Annotated in this window: 24 protein-coding genes, 1 riboswitch and 1 other annotated feature; of the genes, 3 read left to right on the top strand and 21 right to left on the bottom strand. The window is 38.8% G+C overall.

All coding sequences use genetic code 11. The features are described from left to right. Positions 1–71: 71 nt before the first annotated feature. Both HZL42_RS07740 and HZL42_RS07735 read right to left on the bottom strand, forming a co-directional pair. Positions 72–1496 carry an APC family permease gene (locus tag HZL42_RS07740; RefSeq protein ID WP_219283081.1) on the bottom strand — a complete coding sequence of 475 codons (1425 nt, stop codon included), beginning with the start codon at positions 1494–1496 and terminating at the stop codon, positions 72–74. Positions 1497–1558: 62 nt separating this feature from the next. After that, positions 1559–1788: a binding site (T-box leader), on the bottom strand. Between the two features lie 73 nt (positions 1789–1861). Beyond that, the gene (locus tag HZL42_RS07735; RefSeq protein ID WP_219283080.1) at positions 1862–2917 is read right to left on the bottom strand and encodes a C39 family peptidase; all 1056 of its coding nucleotides are present in this window, start codon (positions 2915–2917) and stop codon (positions 1862–1864) included. Between the two features lie 324 nt (positions 2918–3241). On the opposite strand from HZL42_RS07735, the gene HZL42_RS07730 reads away from it, so the two are divergent. Further along, entirely contained in the window at positions 3242–3676 is a 435-nt protein-coding gene (locus HZL42_RS07730; protein WP_219283079.1) for a hypothetical protein, read from the top strand. Positions 3677–3759: 83 nt separating this feature from the next. On the opposite strand, the gene thiD is transcribed toward HZL42_RS07730, so the two are convergent. From thiD to HZL42_RS07685, 9 genes are all read right to left on the bottom strand, one after another. Next, positions 3760–4572, bottom strand: coding sequence for a bifunctional hydroxymethylpyrimidine kinase/phosphomethylpyrimidine kinase (gene thiD / locus HZL42_RS07725; RefSeq protein ID WP_219283310.1), 813 nt, complete (start codon positions 4570–4572; stop codon positions 3760–3762). 95 nt (positions 4573–4667) lie between these two features. After that, positions 4668–6329 carry an alpha-glucosidase gene (locus tag HZL42_RS07720; RefSeq protein ID WP_219283078.1) on the bottom strand — a complete coding sequence of 554 codons (1662 nt, stop codon included), beginning with the start codon at positions 6327–6329 and terminating at the stop codon, positions 4668–4670. A gap of 105 nt (positions 6330–6434) precedes the next feature. Next, positions 6435–6932, bottom strand: a complete 498-nt coding sequence (locus HZL42_RS07715) for a hypothetical protein (protein ID WP_219283077.1) — start codon at positions 6930–6932, stop codon at positions 6435–6437. Positions 6933–7126: 194 nt separating this feature from the next. Beyond that, positions 7127–7810: a C39 family peptidase gene (locus HZL42_RS07710; protein ID WP_219283076.1), complete on the bottom strand. Its 684-nt coding sequence runs from the start codon at positions 7808–7810 to the stop codon at positions 7127–7129. 139 nt (positions 7811–7949) lie between these two features. Further along, a complete protein-coding gene (locus tag HZL42_RS07705; protein ID WP_219283075.1) occupies positions 7950–8648 on the bottom strand; it encodes a glycerophosphodiester phosphodiesterase family protein in 699 nt (232 codons plus the stop codon). A gap of 16 nt (positions 8649–8664) precedes the next feature. After that, complete coding sequence (locus HZL42_RS07700; RefSeq protein WP_219283074.1) at positions 8665–10029, bottom strand: ABC transporter substrate-binding protein; 1365 nt, start codon at positions 10027–10029, stop codon at positions 8665–8667. 11 nt (positions 10030–10040) lie between these two features. After that, positions 10041–10889 carry a carbohydrate ABC transporter permease gene (locus tag HZL42_RS07695; RefSeq protein ID WP_219283073.1) on the bottom strand — a complete coding sequence of 283 codons (849 nt, stop codon included), beginning with the start codon at positions 10887–10889 and terminating at the stop codon, positions 10041–10043. After that, positions 10889–11815, bottom strand: a complete 927-nt coding sequence (locus HZL42_RS07690; RefSeq protein ID WP_370629307.1) for a carbohydrate ABC transporter permease — start codon at positions 11813–11815, stop codon at positions 10889–10891. Before HZL42_RS07690 ends, HZL42_RS07695 begins: the two co-directional genes overlap by 1 nt. A gap of 19 nt (positions 11816–11834) precedes the next feature. Next, positions 11835–12920, bottom strand: a complete 1086-nt coding sequence (locus HZL42_RS07685) for an ABC transporter ATP-binding protein (RefSeq protein WP_219283071.1) — start codon at positions 12918–12920, stop codon at positions 11835–11837. A 426-nt stretch (positions 12921–13346) separates the two neighbouring features. On the opposite strand from HZL42_RS07685, the gene HZL42_RS09050 reads away from it, so the two are divergent. Beyond that, positions 13347–14930: a NosD domain-containing protein gene (locus HZL42_RS09050; protein ID WP_305067557.1), complete on the top strand. Its 1584-nt coding sequence runs from the start codon at positions 13347–13349 to the stop codon at positions 14928–14930. Between the two features lie 59 nt (positions 14931–14989). On the opposite strand, the gene thiW is transcribed toward HZL42_RS09050, so the two are convergent. From thiW to HZL42_RS07645, 7 genes are all read right to left on the bottom strand, one after another. After that, positions 14990–15502, bottom strand: a complete 513-nt coding sequence (gene thiW, locus HZL42_RS07675; RefSeq protein ID WP_219283069.1) for an energy coupling factor transporter S component ThiW — start codon at positions 15500–15502, stop codon at positions 14990–14992. A gap of 80 nt (positions 15503–15582) precedes the next feature. Then, a riboswitch (TPP riboswitch) is annotated at positions 15583–15673 on the bottom strand. Positions 15674–15734: 61 nt separating this feature from the next. After that, a complete protein-coding gene (locus HZL42_RS07670) occupies positions 15735–16364 on the bottom strand; it encodes a deoxynucleoside kinase (protein WP_219283068.1) in 630 nt (209 codons plus the stop codon). Positions 16365–16423: 59 nt separating this feature from the next. Further along, complete coding sequence (locus HZL42_RS07665; protein WP_219283067.1) at positions 16424–16738, bottom strand: acetyl-CoA carboxylase; 315 nt, start codon at positions 16736–16738, stop codon at positions 16424–16426. An 8-nt stretch (positions 16739–16746) separates the two neighbouring features. After that, the gene (locus HZL42_RS07660) at positions 16747–17991 is read right to left on the bottom strand and encodes a M20/M25/M40 family metallo-hydrolase (RefSeq protein WP_219283066.1); all 1245 of its coding nucleotides are present in this window, start codon (positions 17989–17991) and stop codon (positions 16747–16749) included. Between the two features lie 211 nt (positions 17992–18202). Further along, positions 18203–19408: an MFS transporter gene (locus HZL42_RS07655; protein WP_219283065.1), complete on the bottom strand. Its 1206-nt coding sequence runs from the start codon at positions 19406–19408 to the stop codon at positions 18203–18205. A gap of 112 nt (positions 19409–19520) precedes the next feature. Continuing rightward, entirely contained in the window at positions 19521–19814 is a 294-nt protein-coding gene (locus HZL42_RS07650) for a hypothetical protein (RefSeq protein WP_219283064.1), read from the bottom strand. Positions 19815–19911: 97 nt separating this feature from the next. Next, positions 19912–21618 carry a hypothetical protein gene (locus tag HZL42_RS07645; protein ID WP_219283063.1) on the bottom strand — a complete coding sequence of 569 codons (1707 nt, stop codon included), beginning with the start codon at positions 21616–21618 and terminating at the stop codon, positions 19912–19914. A gap of 238 nt (positions 21619–21856) precedes the next feature. Here HZL42_RS07645 and HZL42_RS07640 point away from each other — a divergent pair, with 238 nt between their 5' ends. Then, the gene (locus HZL42_RS07640) at positions 21857–22177 is read left to right on the top strand and encodes a hypothetical protein (protein ID WP_219283062.1); all 321 of its coding nucleotides are present in this window, start codon (positions 21857–21859) and stop codon (positions 22175–22177) included. A gap of 75 nt (positions 22178–22252) precedes the next feature. Here HZL42_RS07640 and HZL42_RS07635 read toward each other — a convergent pair whose 3' ends face one another. The 3 genes from HZL42_RS07635 to HZL42_RS07625 all read right to left on the bottom strand — a co-directional run bounded on the left by HZL42_RS07635 (position 22253) and on the right by HZL42_RS07625 (position 26152). After that, positions 22253–22786, bottom strand: coding sequence for a hypothetical protein (locus HZL42_RS07635; protein ID WP_219283061.1), 534 nt, complete (start codon positions 22784–22786; stop codon positions 22253–22255). A 75-nt stretch (positions 22787–22861) separates the two neighbouring features. Next, positions 22862–23005 carry a hypothetical protein gene (locus tag HZL42_RS07630; protein ID WP_219283060.1) on the bottom strand — a complete coding sequence of 48 codons (144 nt, stop codon included), beginning with the start codon at positions 23003–23005 and terminating at the stop codon, positions 22862–22864. Positions 23006–23014: 9 nt separating this feature from the next. Further along, positions 23015–26152, bottom strand: a complete 3138-nt coding sequence (locus HZL42_RS07625; protein WP_219283059.1) for an AAA family ATPase — start codon at positions 26150–26152, stop codon at positions 23015–23017.

The raw sequence follows: 26152 nt of genomic DNA, 5'->3' as shown, positions 1-26152 counted from the left end.
AATATTTATTAATACTATCTATTTTATCATACAAATCAAAAAGGGACTGAAAATCAGCCCCTTTAATCATTTTATTTTTGATTCATTTTAGAATTTTTATATCCATAACCAAGATAGATCACAATTCCAATTACGAACCAGCCTAACATAAGTAATTTAGCATCAATGCTTAAGTTCATGAAGATGAACCCGGCAAATCCAGCTGAAACAATTGGTAAGACTGGATATAATGGCATTTTAAACTTAGGAAGTGGTAAGTCCTTGCCTTCCCGTGGCCGTAACGCATAGATTGATAGTGAAACCATGATGAATGCAATCAACGTCCCGGCTGATACTAGGTTAGAAAGGAAGGTAAATGGAAAGACCGAAGCAACCACCACGGCAGCAACTGTAACCACCATTAATGCATTATTAGGTAAGTGATGTTTGTTAACTTTTCCTAAGAATGAAGGGAGTAATCCATCCCGACCAAAAGAGTAAATTAACCGTGAACTTGCTAAATGAATTCCAATTAGAGCTGCAAACATTCCAACAATCGCAACGATTGAAAGTAAGTTCGCAGTTAAGTAATGACCAGTCTTTCTTAATGCCCATGCTGCTGGCTCGGCGTTATTTGCATAGACGTTATATTTGAACATCCCAACCAAGACTAGTGAAACTAACACGAAGAAGGTGGTCCCGATTACTAGCGTCCCAATAATTCCAATTGGCATATTCTTACCAGGATTCTTAGTTTCAGCAGTATTAGCGGCAATTGCATCAAACCCAACATACGCTAGGAAGATTTGTGCAGCTCCTGCCATCACCCCTTGGAAGCCACCAAATGAAGTCCCTGGTTGATGGGCAGGAATAAATGGCACGTAATTCGAAGGATGGATTGCTGTAAAACCAACAATCAAGAATAATACAATTACTAATACCTTAATTACAACAATAGCATTTTCAATTTGACTAACCTTATCAACCCCCCGGGATAGCAATAATCCAATCAGGATAACTGCAAATGCGGCAAATACATCAACCACACCACCGGTTTTCGGGTTAAATCCACTAGCAATCGCATTTGGAACCTTAATCCCCAAACTGCTAATGAACCCTTGAACGTAAGCAGACCATCCAGATGCAACGAAAGCAACCGAAATGAAATACTCTGCTAGTAACGCCCAACCAGTTAGCCAACCAAAGAATTCACCAAATAAAACGTTAATCCAAGAAAATGCAGATCCAGCAAACGGAAGCACTGAAGAAGCTTCAGCGTAAGCAAACGCGGATAGTCCAGCTCCAATTGCACCCACAATAAATGATAGTGCAACTGCTGGCCCAGAATGATCAGCCGCCACAATTCCCGGCAACGTGAAAATGGCAGCTCCAACAACCATTCCAACCCCTAATCCCAATAAATCCTTTGCACCTAATGATGGTTCTAGCTTAGAATCATGTTCTTCGTAAAAAGTAGGATCCTGCTTCTTCATTAAGCGTTTTAAAAATGACTTCATACTATCTATTCCTCCTTCATAATTATGAATTCCAATAAAAAAAGCACCCTTATCCAAAATTGAATAAGGGTGCTTTTAGCACGGTACCACCTTAATTGTTAGCCAAAAACACTAACCGCTTCACGTACAAATAATACGCTAACACTGTAATGGGTGTACCCAACGCACGTTACTAGCTTTCGGTGCGTAGCTCCAAAGAGATATTTCAAATTAATCTAAAATGCTTCCTTTCACCAACCAAAGCTCGCTTTAAAACTAGATTAATCCTACTGGCCTTTGTCATTGCTTTTATCAGAACCATATTAAAATCTAACTAAAGCTTAATTTATTATTAAGAAAAAGTCAAGGGATTTTAGATAGATAGTTTAGATAACGGTCATTGCACGACTACCACGTTTGCTATCGTGCCAAATCTTTAAGAAATCACTAGTTGAAGTCCAGAATACCTTGTTAGGAGAGTTCTTTCTCATGTAAGGGTCAGCAATCAAAAATTGGCCAGGTTTGTAACCTAAAATAACCAACACGTGGTCAGATTTTGAGTTAACAACCATTCTCCAAGAACCTTCAAAGACAACTGGATTCCCCCGTTTGATGTTATAAATAATGTTACTCAAACTAGTGTTGGTAATGTCCTTTGAACCACTTGCATAATTTCTAGCAAACTTAGCTAGTGCATTCGGGTAGATTGTTGCCCCGGCACCCTTAGTAAATGGATCATTCTTGTATCCTTTATTAGGGTCAGAACTTCTAGGAATTAGATTAATAAATTTATCTAACGGAATGTTTAATGCTTTACCCTTAGTACTTAATGCCATCTTTAGGGATGCAGCTTCACAGGCACTGGGGGCATAAATTGGGTAAAGTTGACTAGTGTAAACGTATGGCATTTCGTAGTCATCAGTGTAGCTAATGTAACTTTTGTAAATCCAACCAAGGTCTTTTCCTTGGTAGGTGATGTGGTAGTATAGACTACCGTCAGAACCACTAGCAGTTTGGATAATCTTAATTAGCTTGCCATTTAAGTTAGTAGTGGTGTTCTTAACCTTGCTAGATGAAGTATATGGAGTATTCCAAATCTTAGCGGTGCTAGTGTTAATTACTCGCATAACGTAGTTATTAGCATTCTTAATGGTGTATTTAACTGGTGTTTGAGAACTACTACTGGAAGCCGTAGAACTGCTTGAAGAGCTCGAACTGCTGCTAGCACTACTTGAGGTAGAACTAGTAGCTGAAGTAGATGAGCTGTTCGTTGAAGTAGCACTACTTGAAATACTGCTAGTACTGCTGATAACGCTGCTAGTTGCTGCGCTACCAGAAGTGGTATTATCAGCATTGGTTCTTAGGGGTGCAGCAAGCGTGGTCAACCCGAGCATTCCCGATAAAATCAATGCACTAACCATTTTCTTATTTAATTTTTTCATAGTGTTAAATCCTTTCTGCGTTTCATTCAATAAACTCATTATACTAATAACTAGTAAGTAAGTCCTGTAATTAACGATTTCTTAACTGAAATGATACAAACCCTTAACATTTGTAGGTCTGATAGTTGCTTCTAAAAAGTAACCTTAATTCAATTGTACACTAATCAATTGTACAATCAAGCTTTTTAAATTAAGCTTTTCGTTTAAAATAACGCTAAATTCAGAGTATAATGTGGAATTGAAATTAATGATACTGGGAAGGGTTTTAAAATGGAAAATTTTAATTGGAAATCAATATTTAATTTAAAAATACTAATTAAGATAGTGCTAGTAGTAATTATATTATTCGCGACCAGGACTGGTTATGACGCTGTTTCTCAAGCGCTCGAACAAAACTACCAGGATAATAACACCACCGTTAATAAGAAACTACCACCACTTTTAAGTAAACAAAAGCGGTTAGCCAGCGAATTAACGACTGCTAAGCATGATCGAATCATTACTAATTACCACTATAAACAGGTATTTTCAAAAGTAGATTCTAAAGATAAGACCCTCCGAAAATGGATTAATAAAAAACAAACGGTCGAAGATCGAATTAGTACTTTAAAGAGCGATATTAGTGCTAATGATAAGCAGGTTAACCACTACCAGAATGCTTATATTTCGAGAGCCAACGTTAAAAATGCTACCTTTAATTTAAAGTCAATTGCAATTGTGCTTGCTTGTATCCTAATTTTCTTCGCAATTAGTTTTTAATTAGTCAACCTTGGGTAATTCATAATTCAAATAAAAAATTCCTGCTGATTTAAAATCAACCGGAATTTTTTTATTAGTTTTAATTATTTAATTTCTTCACTAGCCCAGTGATTAATTGGTCCATACTTATGGCCAACCAAAATTTCATTCTGGATTGCACGATCAACGTAATCCTTGGCCAGTTTAATTGATTCTTTAATGGAAGTGCCCTTTGCTAATTCTGCAGTAATTCCAGCTGATAGCGTATCACCAGTTCCATTCTTCCGATCAGTCCCAAAGTATTGACCAGTTAACCAAAAATGTTCCCCGTCGGCTAGTAAGACTAGGTCACGAACTTCATCTTGGTCATCACTATCATGGCGACCCTTTACCATTACGTTTTTGGCCCCCATTGCTTTCAGCTTATTAGCTGCAGTTAGCATGTCGTCATCGTTGTTAATTTCCATTTCAGCCAATTTTTGAGTTTCATAGAAATTAGGGGTAATCAATGTCGCTAGTGGAATCAATTTGGCCTTTAACGTATCAAAGGCATCTTGTTCCAACAACATATCACCATGCTTGGTAATAATTACGGGATCAACAACCAGTGGACCAAAGTCATACTTTTGATAATTATCAACCACCGTATTAATTAAATCACTATTCCCTAGCATCCCAGTTTTAGCAGCCCGCACCTGATAATCGTCTGCTAAGTCCTTAAATTCCTGGTTAATAAATGATAATGGCATCGTAACACTATCATGAATGCCGTAAGAATTACCCGCAACACACGCAGTAATTACAGATGTTCCATGGACCTTAAATGCATGAAAAGTAAGTAAATCAGCCTGCATTCCCGCACTACCGTCACTGTCTGATCCGGCAATGGTCAAAGCTTGTGGATATTGATTCATAATTAAAACACCCCTATCGTGAAATTATTAACATTATAGTCTAATTCAACTTTTTAAACAACTTTAAACCGAACAATCTAGTGATTAATTAGCGCGAATTAATTATTAAGTTCGTAAACCTTGCATTCGTATGGCCGGATGCTAACACCCAAATCATCATCATAGTTTCCAATTAAGCGCGTTCCCTGATTCTGACCGTAATCACGTTCAATTTGGTTCTCCGTGAAGTTACTAATTACTAATAGCCGCCTACTTTCTAACTGGCGAACGTATGCGAAACATTCACCGTCATCCGGATCCAACTCTAAATAGTTACCATACTTAACGACCTCGTTAGCGTGCCGAAGCTGAATTAATTGTTGGTAGTAATGAAACACAGAGGTAGGATCAGATAAGCTTTCCGCCACGTTAATCTGATCATAATTTGGATTGAGAGCATACCACGGTTGTGCATCCGTAAAGCCCGCATTCGATTCAGAATTCCATTGCATTGGCGTGCGTGCGTTATCTCTAGACCGAGCTGCAAGGTATTCAAGCATCTGTGGACCACTAACAAGGTGTTTTTCATCAACTAATTCATGGTAAGCATTTAATGAGTCCAGGTCCTCGTACTGCTGTAAGGTCTTCAAATGGGCATTGGTCATCCCAATTTCCTCGCCTTCATATACATATGGGGTCCCCTGAAGCAAATGCAGGGTCGTCCCTAGCATTTTAGCAGCCTTAACGCGCCATTTCGGGTCATCGGTTGCAAACCGTGAGACTGCTCTTGGTTGATCATGATTATTCCAATAAAGGCTATTCCAGCCCTTTCCATCTAATCCGACTTGCCATTTAGATAGCACCCGTTTTAAGTCTTTAACACTGACTGAGTCGCTACTCCATTTACCGATCCGCTTATCCTTATTTGCTGCCAAATCCACATGCTCAAATTCAAATACCATGTTGAGTTCCGACCCGTCCAGGTTAGAAAATTCAGCAGCAGTGGCTGGATCAGCTGTCGACATTTCACCAACCGTTAAAATCCGGTCATAATTAGCCAATACCTGTTGGTTAATTTCTTGAAGGTAGCGGTTTAACCGTTTTAAATCCGGCATAGCATCCCCCACGTTTGTAAAGGTTTGCCCCTCGTTACTCCACTTCGGCTTTGCTGGGAAATCAATGGCATCCATCCGAAAGCCCCGCACCCCACGGTCTAACCAAAACTTCATAATCGAACGTACTTCAGCACGGACCGCTGGGTTCTGCCAATTTAAATCCGGCTGTGCAGACGCAAAGCTATGTAAATAGTATTGATCACGTTCAGGAACGTAGGTCCAAGCCGAGCCTTGAAAAACGCCCAGCCAATCATTTGGTGCGTGCCCATCCACCGGGTCCCGCCAAATATAATAATCAGCATACGGGTTATTGCGATTCTTTTTGCTTGCTAGAAACCACGGGTGCTGCTCGGAAGTATGGTTTACAACTAAATCCATCATAATCCCGATGTTTAATCGATTGGCAGCGGCTAATAACGAGTCAAAATCAGCTAGTGTTCCATACGCGGGTTGAATCGCACAATAATCAGAAATATCATACCCATTATCGGCATTTGGCGATTTATAAATCGGGTTTAACCAGATAAAGTTAGCCCCTAATTGATCAACGTAATCTAATCGTTGCTTAATTCCGTTTAAATCCCCGATTCCATCATGATTACTATCCTGAAAACTCATTGGGTAAATTTGGTAGACAACAGCGTCAGCGAACCACGGCTTTTTCATTTAATCACCCTCCCATATTATTTTAATAATATCATAATTAACCTAAAATAGGGCTGCAGCTGATTATCCAATCAGTTGTAGCCCTATTTTAGTCAACAATTAAGGTCAATTTAAAATTAACTCACCATCAATGTCCTGACAACTAGTATCGTTGTGAAAAATGGAGTTGTTAATTGCTGTTTCAATATCTTGATCTGATTTAATGGGGTCCGTTATGAAATATCCATTAACATAGTTTCTATACTTAGCTGGTTTAAACCGGCCACCTAAGTTTTCAACATAGTATTGGTCAACCATTTTAAAAAATGGTGCATTCAAATCAAAATCAATGATTCGCCGATTTAACAAGTAGCTATCAAACAGTGATAATAACCCTTTTTTAATCCCTGCAACATCGTTAATATCGCCATGGGCATATCGTGTAGCCACCCCCTCTAAAAAGTACTGGGTACTAATTACCCCAAAGGTGTCATCATTTTCATTAATTAACGTCATGAACAACCCCAGGTACTTAGAAGCATACACATTGCGCGCCAAATCTAAACGGACATCCGCACTAACGTCGACACACTGATCAAAAGCATCAATCACTGACTTTGTCATAAGAACCATCCTCTCTATCTCCAGCCATTGGTAATGGCTATCTAAACAATCCGCAAACTATCGATAGGACCAATTGGTACCGTTAATAATATAACATAAACTGGCCCTTAATATAAGGGCATTAATAATATTTATTTAGGTTAACCTAAATAAAATGCAAAATAAAAAGCCGCATTGCGACTTTTCTCACACCATTACTGAACTGCAACGGCGTATTTCTTATAGTTGTAGGCCGCCTCAAACCGACTTCCCTTAACCCAATATTTTCCCCGGTTTGGATCAGAAACGTGGTAATAACCGCGTTCATAACCATCAAGTAGCACAACATGACTATTGGTGATTCCAGTCCCCCAGAAATATTTTTGGTAACTGGGCTTTTCATAGTAGCTAATGATATAGGTAATCACTGGGTTTCCTGCCTTAACCTGCTTTTTTAATTCGTTAGTTGAAGAACCACTAATATCCGTTACCTTATGGTACTTACTTCCCCACTTAGCAAGGGGCTTAGGGAAGATTGTTTGAAAGACGCCCGATTGATTTTTAATGTATGGCGAACCAGCATACCCGTTATAGGGGTTATTATCCTTACTAATCGGCATTTGGGCTAAAAATGACCGTAAGTTAGTCTTTAATAAAACGCCTTTTAAATGAAATGCCTGCAAGAGGCTGGCCGCTTCACAACCGTTCCAGGCTTTAATTTCCTTTTGACTAATGAATGGTGCATTCAGCTCCACTAACCCAGCATTTTTAACAATTGGGCGTTCAGAATATGTCCCCGGAATTTTTTTAGCACCGCTGCCAATTAGGGTTGTTGACGCAGCTAAAATCACAAATAAGATTGATCCAACTATAATTAGTTTCTTTTTAATATTCGACATGATAAACTCACACCCATTTGATTAATGTACGATATATTCTTCATGATACGCTAATCATTTGTAAGAAACCATTTATTTGCCTGGTATTTAAAAAATAATAACCACCCGCATTAACGAGTGGTTATTATTTATGAACTAATTATTCAGTTGATTTTGATAGGATTTGATTTTTTAAATCCTCTGCACTAACGAAATCATTTGTAAAAATTCCAGCTACCCCAGCTTTAAATAGCTTCTCTTGTTCTTTTGGATCATCAATCGTCCAAATTCGTTCATGGGATTCTAATCCGGGAATGTAATATCCAGGATGTAATCCATTAAGACCTTCAGCCTTCATTACCTTTGCTGGATCATTTAATTTCTTTTCAAATAGAAAGTTATAGTCTTGATTTTCGTCCAGGATTTTAGCAACCCGCAAACTATCAATATTAAATGATGAATAAATAACGTGATGCTTAAGTGCAGCTGCATTCATCTTTTGAAGGACGATTTTTTCAATCCCAGGGTAGTGAATCTTATTGGTCTTAAATTCCAGGTTTAACCAGATGTCTTGATTTTCAACCAGGGCGATTAGCTCATCTAGCTTTGGAATTCGTTCTCCATTCGCTAGTTTGAACTGGCATAACTCTTCGTAAGTGTACGAATTAATTAACCCACTCCCGTCGGTCGTCCGATCAATTTTTTCATCATGCATAACTACCGGAACGTTGTCCTTAGTTAAGTGAATATCAAACTCTAAACCAGCAGCACCATGTTCTAAGCAATATTTAAATCCACTTAATGAATTTTCAGGTTCCCTGGTTGGAATTCCCCGGTGAGCAAATACCATTGTGTTCATTATATATCCCTCTTTACTATTTATTTGAATATCCATTTGCCTTATTGTGTTGGGCTAAATAACTATTAAATTGGTTTTCAGCATCCTTAAGTGCGTCATTAACATTTCTACCAGCGTAGATTTGTTGCATTGCATTTTGGGTGATTGTCCGCATTTGAACTAGCCCTTCCATTAGGATACCAGAATTAGTTGCATTTGGCTTGGTTCGTGCAAGCTGATTACTTGGAACCTGAGCTTCTGGATGTTGTTTGTAGAGTTCCTTCAACACTGGTTCGGTTTGTGAATCCTTGTTTAAAGCGATGTAGCCAGTTGCTTTTTGCCATTGGGCTTGGTTTTCAGGTTGCATTAAGTATTTAATAAATTCCCATGCACCCCTTTGAGTAGCGCTATCCTTATCGTTTGAAATCCAAAGTGAAGCGCCTCCAATGGCCACTCCATTAGACTTCTGACCGTTAGGTCTTGGATAGTAAGTCACTCCTAAGTCCCCTGGTTTTGCAGCAGCTTCCAATTGGCCCATTGAAGCTGATGATTGAAGCATGATTCCAAGTTTTCCTGATAGGAAGGATGCAATTTCGTTTGATGCAGAGGTGCTTCCAGAACCAAAGCTAATAAATGAACCATTCTTATTCATTTCTTGTAGCCAGTTCATGGCATTTACGGTTGCTTGGTTCGTAAAGTCGACCTTAGTTGGGAAACCATCGTGCCCGTCATCCATGTTAGCAAGTGTTTGGCCACTATTTGCCATGAATTCTTCAAAGTACCAACCGTAGGCATCCACCGTTACCCCTTTAACAGCTCCCTTGGACTTATCAGTAATTTCCTTGGCTGCGTTTTTAATATCGTCATATGAAGGGTCAGTTGGTAGATCCTTCACACCGTACTTCTTGAAAACAGCTTTATTGTAAAACAACGTTGGTTGAGAAGTATTAAATGGCATTGATAATTGTTGACCATCCTTACTATAAAAAGCACGGGCGGCGGGCATTATCTTATCCATATCATATTTATCTTCATCAATGAACTTTTGCACTGGCGTAGTGATGTTAGCATTTCGCATCTGACCAGTAGAAACATCCATTGATTGGAATAGTGCTGGCGAAGCATTGGTACCATGGGTCTGCAGTACCTTTTGAATCGCTTGGTTGTAGCTTCCTTCATATTCTGGAACTACTTCATACTTAGTTTGTTTCTTATTAAAGTTATCAGCAAATTGTTGAATTTGATCAGCTCCAGGACCAGTCATTTCATGCCAAAAAATAATTTTAATTCTTTGGTTAGATTGAGCTGATTGATCAGCATTAGAGTGAGCGCTAAAGAACACTCCAAAAACCGCTAATACGATAACCCCAATAATGCTAGTAATCCATAACCGCTTGTTCATGTTAATCCTCCTTATTTAACTGATCCGTCATTTAAACCTGACTTAAAGAAATGCTGACCTACGAACAGGATAATTAGGGTTGGAATTACCACGATTACAGCACTAGCCATAATCATCCCCCAGTTATTGAACGTTTCGGTTGATTGCATTTGTCTTAGTCCAGCTTGAACGGTTCTGTATTGGTCACTAAAGGTGGTTAACATTGGCCAGAGGTATTCATTCCAACTTGATAGAAAACTATATGCAGCAAGCGTTAATAGTGTAATTTTGGAATATGGTAGTACAACATGCCAGTAGAATTGGAAATGGGATAGTCCCTCTACATCTGATTCCTCCTTCAAATCAGTTGGAATCTGGAGAAATGATTGTCTAAGCATGAAGGTCCCAAATGCAGATGTTAGAAAGGGAATAATCATTACTGAATATGTATTCAGCAAGTTCATTGACTTAACCGTCATAAAATTAGGAATCACTTCGGCTTCAAATGGAAGCATCATGGTTGCCAGAAAAAGGTAAAAGATGAAGTTTCGGCCCTTAAATTTGAGAAAAACAAATGCGTAGGCTGCCATTGAACAAAGGAGGACTTCCCCTACGGTTCTAATTATTGAAACGATAAAACTATTTAATAGGTATCTCAAGACCGGGGTGGTTTGAACCGCAGTAACGTAATTATCAAACGTCAAGGAACCAGCTAGCGAACCCTTGGTAATGCTACTGGTTGGTAAAAAGCTAGTCCACAACCCTAGTAAGAAGGGCCCAATTACGATTAACGCTAAAATAATTAAAAGAAGGTATTGCAAAAAGTTACTAATTTTAAATTTATGTTTACCGATTCTTTGGCTACTATTTGCGATATCCATTAGTAGTTCACCCGCTTTTCTAAGACTTTAAATTGAATGATGGTCATCACTGCAATGATGATGGTTAAAACAATTGATTCAGTACTTGCCTGACTATAGTTTCCGTTCAAAAAGGCATCCTGGTAGATTCTATAAACTAGCAAATTGGTAGCGTTATTTGGCCCTCCGGCAGTCATTAAATCAATTAGTCCAAAGCTCTTAAATGCTCCGATTAAGGTAACGATTCCAACAAAGAATAATGATGGTGAAATCATTGGAATCGTAATCTTAAATAGCTGGTAGGACTTAGATGCTCCTTCAATATCCGCTGCGTCGTAAAGTGACCGGGGAACTGCCTGAAGAGCTCCAAAAAGAACTAGGAAAGTAAATCCAAGGTTCATCCAAACAGTTGAAACAATCACCGTAATCATCGCTAAGTTAGGATCGGTCATCCAATTTAACTGTGGAAGGTGAAGTAACCCTGCCATTTGATTTAATAACCCTGTAGTTGGGTTAAATACAAATAGGAAGAAAATTGCCGCTACGGAAACTGAAACCCCCATCGTGGAAGAAAAGATGGTTCTAAAGAATTGAATTCCCTTTAACTTTTGGTTTGCAAACACCGCTAATGCTAACCCCAAAACAATGGTTAAAACCATCACGCCAATCACATAGATAAAGGTCGATGAAAGGCTAGCAAGAAACGATGCTGATGTAAGGAGTGATGTATAGTTTTTTAGTCCAACGAAAATGGTGGTTTGACCAAAGTTATTGGTTAAAAATAAACTCATGTACAAAGTCTTAATCATTGGGTAGAAAACAAATACCCCTAATAAGAGTAGTGAAGGACCTAAAAATAGGACAGCGTATCCAAAGTCACTCCGTTTTTTTAACCCCTTTTTAGCGCGTTCGTTTTCAGAAGCATTTGAATCATTCAATTCTTCCAGTGCCTTATTATCAAACGACTTAAGCATTCGTTAGCGCCCCCTTCTTAACACTCACTAGGCTGCGGTCATCCGCATCAAAAATAAAGTATCCGTTTGCCCCTTCAATTTGAATGAATTGTTGTGGACGAATATCAACTTGGCCGTCAAGCACAATTCTCACTTCTTGTTCATTCTTTAGCCGGGCTTCAACCATTGTCCGATCACCCAATTGGGAGACGTTTACCACCTGAGCGTTACCGTTGTTAACATCGCTATTGATTTGCAATTGGTTAGGTCTAATTCCAACTTTGTATTGATGACCCTCAATTAAAGCATCATCGGTATCCATAATAAAGTCTTCATCCATTTTTAACGAGCCATTTTGATATTGCGCATTGATTAGGTTAATTTGTGGGGTTCCAAAGAAGGATGCCACAAACTCATTGCTTGGGTGTTGATAAACCCCCAGTGGCGTATCAATTTGTTGAACGTGATGGTGATTTAACACCATTACGTGGTCTGCCATTGTCATTGCTTCTACTTGATCATGGGTAACGTAAATCACCGTTAACCCTAATTTTTGTTGTAATTCTTTTAATTCAATCCGCATCTTAGCCCTTAATTGAGCATCTAAGTTAGATAGTGGTTCATCCATCAAACAAATCTTGGATTCATTGGCAATTGCTCTTGCTAGTGCCACCCGTTGTCTTTGGCCTCCGGATAAATCCTTTGGTTTCCGGTCCCTATGATCAGTAAGGTTAACTAATGCTAGCGCTTTATCAACCCGTTGTTTAATTAAATCTTTTGGTTGTTTACGCGCCTTTAATCCGAACGCAATGTTATCAAATACGGATAAGAATGGATATAACGCATAACTTTGAAATACCATCGATAACTTCCGATCCTTGGGTGCTAAGTCGTTAGCCACTTCACCATTTAAGTACAAGCTGCCAGAACTAATTGGAATGATTCCCGCAATCATTCTAAGAAGCGTACTCTTTCCACAACCTGATGGTCCCACAATTGCAAAAAATTCATTATCCTCAATATGAGCAGAAACGTTTTCTAATACTGGTGTATCTGAACCTTCATATTTCTTAGTAAGATGCTTTAATTGAATTGACAATATTCTTCACCTATCCTTATGGAATTGTTAATTTCATTAACTTTTCTTAACGATTTAAAGAATAACATTCTATTTTGTATAAGCTGTAAAGCAGATGTATTTTTTATGTAAAAATATGTCACTAAAAACGCCAATTTATGGCAAATATGTAAATTTATTGTAAAATGAGATTTGGTGATTATTAATATAGTAATGGTTCATTAGTGCTTATCATTTTAATTCAAAGTAATTTCATTTATTCAATTTTTAATGGTTATGCTACTGATTTAATAGGGACACATTCCAAAAAGTGTTATTTTATAAAGCACACAAATTAATATAGATTAATTTTTTATGTAGTATTTAAGATTTAATAATAGTATAATGACATTATCAAAGAACTAATTGTATAATTTAGTTTAGTGGAGGAGATTTATATTGAATAAAATGGTTAAAAAAGCAATTGCACTATTAGCAACATCAATTGCTTTCGTTGGTTTCGGGACTACCGTTAGTAGCCTGAATGAAACAGCAAGTGCAGCCACCCAGAAAAAGGCTAAGGCTAAAAAGGCCAAAAAGAAGGTTGTCAAAAAACAAACTAAGAAAACAACCGCTAAGAAAAAAAGTCACATCACCTATCTAAAGGGCGATAAAGGTGATAAGGGTGATACTGGAGCCACTGGTGCTCAAGGTCCTAAGGGTGATACTGGGGCCACCGGTGCTCAAGGTCCTAAGGGTAACACCGGTGCGACTGGAGCACAGGGCGCTAAAGGTGATACTGGGGCCACCGGTGCTAACGGAACCAATGGAACTGCCGGTACCCAAGGAGGTAAAGGTGACACTGGGGCCACTGGCGCTAAGGGTGATACCGGTGCAACTGGTCAAAACGGTAAGGATGGAAAAGATGGGAAGGATGCTTTATCAGACGTCTACTATAACATCACTGATTATGGTGTTAAAAGTGGCGATTCTTCCGTTGATACTGGGGCAGTAATTAACAAAATTATTGCTCAGTTACCATCATCTGGTGGAACTATTTTAGTTCCTAATGGTGATTTCTACCTTAAAACACCGGTTGTTATTAATCGCAACCACGTTCGAATCAAGGGAATTAACGCTGGTTTACGTTCCAACGTTGATCCTGACTCCGGCACTGCAATGCCAGGTGGTGGAAGTAGATTAATCATGGATGCTAATAACACCACCGGAATTCAAATTGGAGTTGCTGGTAAAACTCCTCGGATTAGTGGGGTTGAAATCGACCACCTTAACATGTTAGGTAGTAACGACATGGGTGGCAAGACTGAGCAAAAGCTAATTAGTGGCCCACAGGATTCAGATGGTCTTAAAATTCACGATATTGCAATGAAAAATGCAACCTATGGAATCGTATTAAGCGGTGCTGATACTCCAGATATCCGTGATAATTGGATTTCTGAACTAACTAATGGGGTTCACTTAATTGGTGCCTCCCAACAAGCTAAGATTGTAAACAACTTCATTGGGGCTCAACCTGGTGGAATCTCAGTTAAATTAGATAATCCATACGCTGCCTCAATTACTAGTAACAATATCTATCCTGATGGTTTCACTAACCTTGAAATCAATAATGGGGATCACGTTATGATTTCAAATAACAACATCCAATCTTACTACAGCCGTGCGGTTTACCTTACTGGTAAATACAACACGATGTCCAATAACTCGATTTACGTTCGGGGAAATAAGGATAATCCTAAGGGATTTGATAAGAAGATTGGTGACGTTTACGTATCAGGTGATAATAACGTTCTCCAAGGAAACCATTTAACTTCTGAACAAGAATCAGAAGCAACCCGTGAATTAATCATGGGTGGTAACAACAACACCGTTAAGCTAGATACCATTGATGGTGCTGCTTCTAATTCAAAGGTTGTTATTAACGGAAGTGCTAATAACAACAAGGTTATCTACTCCATTAACAATGATGAATTCCAAAATGGAAATAATCCAACGAATACCAACCTACCAGTTGGTGGTTCTGACAACTAAACCCAATTTAAAATGCGTCGCTAGGAAAATTTCCTAACGACGCATTTTTTACATATCTGTTAGTTATTAAAAAAGAAACTCTGAATCCGCTTAAATTGATTTGTTTTAACTAACCGTAACAGGATTAGGTAAGCAATAATTGATCCTGAAATTGCTCCACCGAAAAACCGTGGCGTAAATACAAACCAGAATAGTTGGCTGTGGGTTCCGGTGTACCAAACCATTACCGGATAAGAAGCTAGCGAACCAATTAACCCGGTCCCAATTACTTCCCCTATGATGGCCATCCAAACATTTCGTTTGTAGAGGTATAAAAGCCCAGCCAATAAAGCTCCAAAAACCGCCCCAGTAAATGCTAATGGCGGAATACCTAAGAATAACATTCTCATTAGCGCACATACAACTGCCATCGCCGTCGCGTACCAAGGCCCCATCATAACTGCAGCAGTCACATTTAAAACACTCGACATGGGTGCCATCCCTTCAATTCGGAAAATTGGTGATAACACAAAGTCTAAAGCAATCATGATTGCCAAAATCGTTACCTTTTGAATCCGTTTCTGTTGCCCCATCTAAAAATCCTCCAAGTAAAAATATTAATGGTGGGTCCAAATAAAAAATCTCCGTCTAAAAAGACAGAGATCAATTGTAGTTTCAAATTATGATTAATCCCTATCGCCAGCATTACCTGGATCAGGTTCGTGGGTATCATCTCAGCCAATTGGGCACCCCATTAATATTTATTATTTAAATTTTGTTAACATTTATAATATTACTATACCTTTATCACATAGTCAAAACAACCTATTTAACAACGTGATACTCAATTTGGCGGAGAACCTCGGTTAAATCATCTTCATTATCCACGTAATCATAGCGATTACCATTAATTTTCATCTTCGGACTTTCTCGATAGTCATTATACCAACGCTGATAATATAATTGAAGCTGTTTATAATAATCCAATAACTGCTGATTTTGGTCAACCTGCTCAAAGTTACGACCGCGCTGACGAATATGCTTTAATTGATGGTCAATATCAATATCGATGAATACCAACAAATTTGGCTTTTTCTTGAGATTAGAATTAGGTAGTTCCTGAGTCATATTAGTTAAAAGGCTGTCGTAAACTGCCTTTTCAGTTCGATTAATATTCCTAAGTTTATAATTAACATCCGCAAGTACAGAACCTTCATAAATCGATTGATCTAAGACATTATTAGGATTTGCCTGTGCATTCTTAATCATTTCTAATTGCTTATTCAAGAAATAAATTTGCAATAAAAAACCGTATTTTTTAGGATTTTGATAAAACTTTGGTAGAATTGGATTACTATCAACTGGTTCTAAAAAGGCACTCGTTCCTAAGTGTTTCGCCAGGGCAACTGCTAAGGTCGTTTTCCCAGCCCCCACTGTGCCAGCTATTGTAATCATTCGTATCCCCCCCAATTAATCCGTTACCCTTAATTATACCAAACTAAATTATTATAACGCTAGCGAAAGCAACTACTTAATCGTTTGCGATTCGCATCTGTAAAGTTACGAAATTTAATTGGTAAGTGACAATCACGATTTAGCGCTTTCAAAATTAACGCCAACGAATCTAAATCGTAGTCGCTAATTTCATGTAGTGGGACCAATCGTGTTAACGTATTTTTACGACTAATTTCAATGTAGAAGTTATAGCAGCTATCATAAATATCATTCACCACAATTAACCGATACATAGTGTTTGGTAACCGCTTAAACCATGGTGTTAATCGGCGGAAAATAATTGCTGCATGGTGACGAGCTTCATCTTCGTTCATTAGTATGATCACTTTAAGTAGTTGCTGGCAATATCATAATACAACTTAATAAAGCGGTAGTACGAATCTAAGTCAACCCACTCATTAGCCCGATGAGCAGTATTGTTGCCCGGTCCTAAAACAATTAGATCCAAATTTGGATTCCGCTTTTTATATTGAGAACCATCCGTTCCCATTGAAATTTGCATTAATGGCAGTGGCAGCGGTTCATCTAAATCCACTTGGGCCTGTTGTTGAGCGACCTTAATTATTGTCGATTCAGGATCACTTTTCACCGGATAACCACTAAATTCAACCGTTAACTTCAAATTAAATCCATCCAGTTGGTTAAACTTATCAATTAATGCATTCAAATGCTCAATTAACTTGTCGTTGGATAGTTGGGGAATCGTTCTGACCATCACCTCTTGATAGGCATAGTCAGGAATACTATTAACCTGCTTACCACCAATGAATATATCAGGAGTATAAATCGTTCCACCCAGTTCGGCGTCCGTTTCAGTAAAGCTATCAAATAACTCATGTTCAGCCACCCGGTATTCAAATAGTTTGTCAATCGCACTAATCCCTAAATGAGGAGTAGAACTATGGGCGGCCTTCCCAAAACTTTCTACCTTATAAATTAAAGCTCCCTTATGGGCATTGACAATAAAATGTTGGTTGGTAAGTTGCGTCTTAACAAGGGTATCAATCGTCGTGGAATCGGTATCGTTACCCCCACTGTGAAAGTAACTTTCAACATCAGCAACGGGAACCCCTGTTGGTTCTCCAATCACAACTGAGTCTAAGTCATCAACGTAGCCCTTTTCACTTAGTAAATGGGCTCCCCCCTGGGTCAATTCTTCAGAAATAGTGGCCATAAAACGGAGGGTTCCGTTAATTTTAGCTCCCGATTCTACTAACTCAATTAATGCGATTGCCTGAGCAGCTAACCCACTCTTCATGTCGGTAACGCCCCGGCCATAGATTCGGTCGCTAACGATTGAAGCTTCAAATGGAGGAGTATTCCAGTCGTCATCATTTCCTTGATGAACGGTATCTTCATGCCCTGCAAATGCTAATTTGGGACCATTTCCATTGCCAATTTCAGCCACTAAGTTCGCTCGGCCAGGAAATTGGTCGACAATCGTACTCTTAATCCCGTGCTTTTTAAATAGGTCAGCAAGGTATTTAGCGACTGCTAGTTCGTTATCAGCAACCGTATTAATTCCGACCAACGTTTCTAAAATCGATCGTTGTTCTGCTTGTTTCATTATTTAACCCCACAATCTAAAGGGCAATTGTCATTGCCCTAAAATTTATATTAATTAGCTAATATTCTAAGCTAGATAATTTAAATGTCAATTAAGGGCAACTAAAAAGGGAACTGACGTAATCATCAGTTCCCGGGGGATTAAATTAAACCAACTATCATTTTACTAAATGATTGTAAAATAATAGTAAATTAATTGTAAAAAATAATTATTAATTTTGGTGAGCTGGTAAATCGTTAGTTGCTCTTCTAACGATTAACAGGTTAATTACCGCAATTACGGCAGTAGCTAAAAAGACTCCTCGATACCCACCAAATAAAACTACGGTGGAACCAACTAGTGGCCCTGATACGTTTCCGGCAGCTTGAAAGCTTTGATTCCAGCTAAAGACCTTACTAATGCGGTCTTTAGGGCTGCCTTTCGCTAATAACGCTTGAACCATTGGTAATAATGCTGCATCGGAAATCCCCACTAATAATCTACAAACAGCTAATTCCCATATATTTTGGGTAAAAGCGGTTGCTATGAAGACCATAGTTGCAAATACTAAACCAAAAAACAACACCTTCGTTGCCCCAATCCGGTCACCTAGTCGGCCAAATAATGGTGCAACCATAATCATTGAAACCCCATTCACAGACTGGATAATTCCGGCAATTAGTGCAACTGAACCAGTCGCCGGTAACAGTTGCTTAACGTATAAACTCAAAATTGGCGAAATCGAGTTATTAGTTGCTTGAACACAGAGGGTAGTTAAAAACATCGCAATGATGAGCTTGGCCATTGGAATTCCCTGTAAAAAGTGCGGTTGTTTAACTCCCTTTTGTCTCGGTACCGGTTTAAAATGCTCATGCACCAAAAATAAGCTTAGTAAAAACGCAGCTAACAATGCCAAACCGGTAATTAAAAACGTAAAGCGGTATCCAAATGAAGTCGCAATTATTCCACCAACTAAGGGCCCTACTAACGTTCCGGAAACATTTCCAGTCGAAATTTTTCCGGATGCCTGTCCGATATGTTCAGAGGGCGTTTCGGCTGCCACCAGGGCAATTGCGTTCCCAATAAATCCAGCAAAGACTCCCTGGAGCAGTCGGAGGCAAATCAACTCATATGCATTCGTAACTAGACTCATTGACCCAATTACAACCGCCATCCCTAGGGATGCCCGTAATAGCATTGGTTTGCGACCATAACGATCAGCTAAAATCCCCCAAAGTGGTGAAATAATCATCTTAATGATGAATGGAGCCGCAAACGCCATCCCGCTCAATACTGAGACCTGTTCATTGCTATAATGGCCCAATTGAGCAATGAATAAAGCAATAAATGGGCTAATGGAGCTAAATCCAACCCCCGCAATAAAATTACCAAACCAGAGTACGTTTAAGTTTCTGCGCCAATATTCGCCCTTTTCCATTAATAAATCCAGCTTTCTAAAAGTAGAATAGAAAACATTATATCACAATTAAACCAAAGTAAAAGGACTCAGCCAAATGGGCCGAATCCTTTTAAATTTAAGTACCGTTAATCTAATTAACGAGTTTCATATTATGCGAAATGTCCTCACGATCCACTGGATCGGTATTAGCAAACATCACGACTAACTGAACAATCGCCATGTATTCGCTAATGTCGTTGCTTAGCTTTTCAATAATTGTAAATTTATTTTTCTTATTCATGTTAATTGTTAAAAGGGTGTGTGATTTCTTATTAATAACTCCTGAATTAGTGGAAATAATCAAGAAATTATTCTTGGTTCGTTTAAAATTAATCGGGGTTTCAATCATATTAATGATATGCGATTTAAAATCCTTTAATCTCATAATTAATACCAACCTTTCTATGTTAGTAACATTTTGCATAAATATGGCTCACTTATTTCATATACTTATACTACAAAATTTTTTAATCATAATCAATTTAAATTTTAATTATTTTTGATTTTTTTAAATAAATCAACGCTTTTTTTACAATCGGGTTAATTAACAAGGCCAAAGCCGTAATTAACGTAGCCAATACGGATAAGTAGTACCACCAGGTTGATTGATAGAAGATTAAAGCATGGTTAATTCCAGGCTTTGAGTCAATAAACATCTTTCCGATTGAAGAGGTGTCAACTGGGACCCGCTTCCCATCAATTAATACGACGGTGTTAGCGTACTTAATAACGGGAATCGATATCCACCACTTATGATCCAGCGGATTGGTCCAAGTTATTTCCAAGCCCTTATCTGTAACCACTTTTTTAACAGGCGGCGTATCTGATTGTTTATCCTTATCACTATTATTGGGCTTTAAATTAGTTAAAATTTGTGACTTATACAGGTGATATGGATGATAGACCCAGTATTGATCAGGATGAATTTTTACAAAAAACGGAAGGTAATCTGGCGTTGGTTTATTAAAAGCATTAATCGCTAATTCTAAATTATCGGTATTAAACATTGCCCGTAACTTGGCCGGTTTGAGTGGGCTAATCGTTAAGTTTCGATCTGGTAATACTACCTGATCAGACTGATAAGCCGCAATTCCATTCTGCAACTCCTGATAAGAAGTTGCCTGTACCGCCAGTAAAACGTAGACGGTAAATCCAATTTTAATGATGGGACTAATCATTAGGCCATCAGAGTTGGATAGGCACATTCCAAACGCTAATAACATTAAAACGATTGCCACCACTAAGAAGCGGGATGGAAATTGAATGTAGTCCACAGATGGTAGGAGATGGGCTAGGTAGTGCCATGGAAAATAATCGGAAGCAATGTAAAGAAACCCGACTCCGGTGGCTGTTATCAAATAGGTCAACTTGGGCATTCTTTTGTAATTGAAAACCAGATATCCCAGAATCGCCAGTAAAATCAATAGGAATGGGACGCTCACGCCTAGGGTATTTAAACCGGACCCCACCCCAGCACTAGCGGTGCTACTAGCCAAGACCCCAGAGGATTGTCCAGCCACCCGTGGTGCAGTTACACTAACGTCAATTCCCGGCGCAACTGGCAATAAGTTGTTCGATAATGATAGTTCTAGCATTCCACCCCAAACGTTGGCAGTGAGCAGTACCGTTAACCCGATTGCCAGGAATAATTGTTGAAAGAGCTTTAACCGCTGATTTGAAAGGTATAGCGCAACTAAAAAGAACGGGACCAGTGATAGTGCTGCCATCAGGGAAGTCATGAAGTGAACCTGCAGTAGTAATGCCATGGCAAGTGAAAGCTTAATAATTGAGATGCGTTTGTTGCGAACCATTTCAGTCCCCATTAATAAAGCTAGCGGTAAAAAGGCGGCTCCCCAACCGGTAAATTGTTGGCCGACAACCCAGGCCATTACTGGATCCGACATCATATAAAGCATCGCAATGATGATTCCAATGTACCCCTTAACATGGTTCTTAACCGCTAATCGATACATTAAACTCCCGCTGATGAATAAAACTAGGAAGGAACTGGCAATTTGATAACGATACCAGGTCTTAGTAATCAGTAGTAAAGCACCGTTTAAATATGCAAATAGTGGCCCATATAACGCATTCACTGAACGTCCTGACTGCTGAAAGCCAAAGAACGATTGAAAATAATTATAATGACCAGTCTGAATTTGCATTGCTGCATCGTAAAATCGATTCATGTGAAATGCTGAATCTACGCCATATATAAAGGCATGCGAACGAACCTGTGGAATTAAAATTATTAACGCAATGAAAAGTATTATTATGTATGGATAGCCCTTTTTTAGTCGCAAATCAACGGTTCCTTTCAATGTAAAATATTAAGAATTAGTCCCTAATTATTTAATTATACATTTTTTAATTTTATAATTAAATCAAGAAATTGTAAAAAAACTGCAAATTTTAGGGGGGCTGATTATGAGAATGTTTATCATTAACCTGTGTGTGGTGACTGCAGCTATCTGGCTAACTGCTGGATTCGCCCATTTCATTATTGCTTGGTATCATTTTGATCAAATTCAGAAAACAGACAAATTATTTTGGAAGGCACATCTATTTGGCACGATCATCCTAATCATTGCATTTACGGCTCTTTGGAGTGTTCATTTAAGATTCTTTACTAATCGTCCAATGGTCCTTGAAGGGCTTTTCATTAGCTTAATTACGATTGGATTGCCGATTATTAGATATCCAATTCACAAGCTATACCTTGCACTTAAAATATACGAAGAAAATTAAAAAATCGTGGAATTGTACTTTGCCAACGATGTTATTAATAATAACGAATGCTTGGTAATTACAATTCCACGATTTTTATTTTGCATCAATTTGAGCGGCATTGAATAGCAACGTTTCATCAGCTGATAGCTTTTGTGAAATGCCGAAATCACTGGCGTTTCCACTCATAATGGAAAGACCGCTCCCGTAAATTTTGACGCTTTGGTTCGCTTTAACGTTTTTGATTATCTCAGGTCTAGCATAAACAATGTAGTTTTGCCCGTTTGAACTGACCAAAATTGACCTCTGATTGGACTTCACCTTCCCAATTTGTTTTATCTTCCCATCAATAATAAACTTCTTGTTTGCAATTTGCGCCTTTGCAACTGCAATTTGTTTTTTATCAAGTGCCCTTTCAATAAATGACTTATCAATTGATTGATAATCACTAGTCTGAATTGAACTGGAATTACTCTCGGATTGTTTTTTAGCAGCTTCTTTAGAACGGTTAACAGCAGTCGTGATACTCTTTGAACGCCCTGAAAATTGACCATCATTACTGTTGTTATTCCCACAACCTGCTAGTAGTAACGGCACCCATAACAGTGTTAATGCTAATTTTGTTTTCATTAAGATAATCACCCCATCATTAACCTTAATTTTATTATTTAATTCCGCATATTTCAATACCATTAAAAATGGTTGCTACTTCCGGTTAAATTTAATAATTAATAGAACTACAACCACTGAAATAATGACAATCGTTCCAGTTATCAAGATTAAAGTTCGATTGTCCAATGTATACCCAATTAGTCGTTGCCTAAACAGGAATAAAAATTGATTCTTCATGAATTCCTCCTAATTGTTAATTACCCTAGTGGTACTACGGCCCTGCTCAACTTGATGAATTTTTAGCTGAACCGGAATTTGTTCCTGGAGTGTTGCAACATGACTAATGATCCCAATCGTTCGATTATCAGATTCAATGTTTTCTAAGGCCGCCATCGCCGTTTGCAGTGAGTCACGATCCAAAGATCCAAACCCTTCATCAATGAATAGGGTATCGATGCTAATCCCACCTGCTTCATTTTGAATGACTTCACCAAGGGCTAGAGCCAAGCTTAGGGCAGCAATAAAGCTCTCCCCACCGGATAGGGTATGAACGCTACGAGCCTGGCCAACGTTATCATCATAAACATCAATTTCTAGTCCCGTGTCCTTTTGATTCGACCCAATTCCATCATGCAGAATTAATTGATACCGATTCGAACTTAAGTCGGCAAGGTATTCGTTCGCTACTCCTAAAATTTCCACTAACTGTGCACGTAGGACATAGCGTTCTAGACTCAGTTTAGCATCCCCTTTCCCGTTTATCGTTTCGGAAAGTAGGGTCAGCTCATTTAATCTTTGCGCATGCTCACCAATCTGCTGGTAATTTTTTTGAACCTGCTTTAGAGTTTCAGCATTCAGTGTGAACACATCCCGTTGAGTCTGGAATTCATCCTTAACTAGGGTACGTTTTTTTGCTAATCCTTCCACCTGTGCATTCGCATCCACTAGGTCAACCAACTGATGGTCGCCAACTAGCTTTTGGTAGGTTGCAATGTTATTTTGAACTGCTTTCAGATGGTCGTTGTAATCAGTTAGTTGAGCTTGGTAATCAGCCAAATTCTTCAACTGTTCCAACTGGTTTTTGAACGCTTGCCACCCGTCAGTCGCTGAAAAGTGATGCTGAATTTCGCCATCCAACTGGGTATATTTTTGTTGATATGTCGATTGGGCTTCATCAATGTCTTCTTGAATTGCCACCAGCTGCGCACTTAGCGAGGAACGTTGTTCGCGATTATCAGCTATTTGCTTTTGGCTTGCGGTAACCGCTGCTTGGTACTTATTTATTTCTGAGTCCAACTGCGCAATTTTAGAATCTAGCGTCTTAAGGTCAGTTACCCCGTCTGGCAGCCCCGCTTGAACGTCTTTTAACTCAGTTGTAATTTTTTGTTGGTCGATGGCTCCTTGATTCTTATCATTTTCTAACTTAGTAATTTGGTTTTCACATTTTAATAAATCCGCCTGTATCTGGCGATCAGATTCAATGATTTTTTCAATCCGTTTAATTTCTTGTTCGTTTTGATTAGCAGCTGCCTGCTTTTGGACGGTCAGTTGCTTAAGTAAATCAGCTAATGATTGAATAGTAATTGTAGAATCAACATCCGTAACTTCTTTTAATTCACTAATTAATTCACACCGCTCGGTTTCGACTGCCTTAATTTGCTTTTGCATTTGCGATTCGCGTTCAGCAGTTTTGGATTTCAACTCCGCTAGCGCTTGGGATTTAGATTGGTACTCACTATTTGCCTGTTTCACAGCCGCCTCAGAAACCTGCTGCTCACTATCCAATCGTGCTGGATCAGGATGCTCTAGACTCCCACAAACTGGGCAAGGTGTTCCCGATTTTAATTGGGCAGCCAAAGCCAGAATTTGATTTTGAATGAACTGATTGTTCAAATTCTCATAATTACTCTTCAAGTCAGCCACCACTGAACTAAATTGTTTAATTTCGGCATTCGAATGCTTTAACTGCTCTTTTAAATCTGTCAATTCAAATTGGCTTGCCAAAAGGCGCTGCGTCCGCTTTCCAATGGTAAGTAATTGATCAATTTGATGCTGGGTGCTAGTGCGTAACTGTTTTAAGGCCGGCAATTGCTGAGCTTTTTGGTCATTTGCTTGGTGGGTTGCAACCAACTTAGCATGGATTTTATTTACTCGTTCAATTTCCTCAATTACCGCTTGATTTTTTTTAGCTTCTCGTTCTAGTTGAGATTGCTTTTCCTGATAGTCACTTAGTGCTGGCCGCTGGTTAATATAAATTGATTTCGTTGCAATTCTTTGATCCTGTTGACCAGCAACATTGGTTAAGAGATCAGCGGCCGTCTTCAACTTCCTAGCAAGGACTTGATTATGATCAATTTGGGTAGTGGTATCTTTTTGCTTTTCTTCATACCTGGTAATTTGCGCTTTTAGCTCTACTAACTGTTGATTGGTAGCTTGATGATCACGAACCCAATTCAAGTCGTTAATCGTATTCGCTAATTGATCCATCTCAGGTTGTTGAGCGGAAAGCGTTGCTAACTGAACCTTAAAATCATTGTACGTCTTAATTTGATTGTTCATTTTTTGCGCTGCAGCTAATTTTTGCTGAGCCTGTTCATATTCTAGTTGCGATTGATCCACCGTTTTCTCAGCAGCTGTTAGTTCGGCCTTGGCAGTCTTTTGTTGTTGAACTAGTAACTCTAGTTTTGCTTCATTGGTCAAATCCTTTTCCTGATCAGCATTTACAGCACTCCACTTTACCTTTGCAAGTTCTTGTTCAATGGCTAATTGCCACTGGTTACTCTTTTTAGTCGTTGCTCGTAATTGATCATGAAGCAACTCCCCCCACTTTTGGTAGCGAGTGGTTTTAAAAATGTGGCGTAAGACCCCTTCCTTATCGGCACTAGAGGCCACCAGAAACTTTCTAAAATCACCCTGTGGGAGCATTACAATCTGGGTAAATTGCTGGCGATTAATTTGTAGCACGTCGGTTAAGATGAGGTTAATCTTTTGCAACTTGGTAACTTCGTCTTTTTCCACTCCATCAACAAAAATCCTCAAACGTCCCACGGCAGGGTACTCCTTTTGACCAGTGCCCCGTTTTTTATTCCGCGTTTGTTTCGGTTCTCTGTGCACCAAATAAACGCTCCCTTGATGTTCAAACTTAAAGTCAATACTGGTTTCAGCATCCGGGTTGGCAAAATCAGAGCGTAGTTCATCAACCGGCCGTTCATCGCTAGCTCCGAGGCCATAGAGTGCGAACGTAATTGCATCGAAGATGGTGGTTTTCCCGCTTCCAGTTGGACCCGAAATTAAAAAAAGCGATGACGCATATAGACCATTAAAATCAATGGTTTCGTTTTCATAGGGTCCGAAATTTTTTAAGGTTAGTGCTAATGGTCGCAT

The sequence above is a fragment of the Lactobacillus sp. Sy-1 genome (assembly GCF_019303535.1).
Lineage (GTDB): Bacteria > Bacillota > Bacilli > Lactobacillales > Lactobacillaceae > Nicoliella.
Note: the sequence above shows the minus strand (reverse complement) of the source record. Positions and strands in the feature narration are given on the sequence as shown.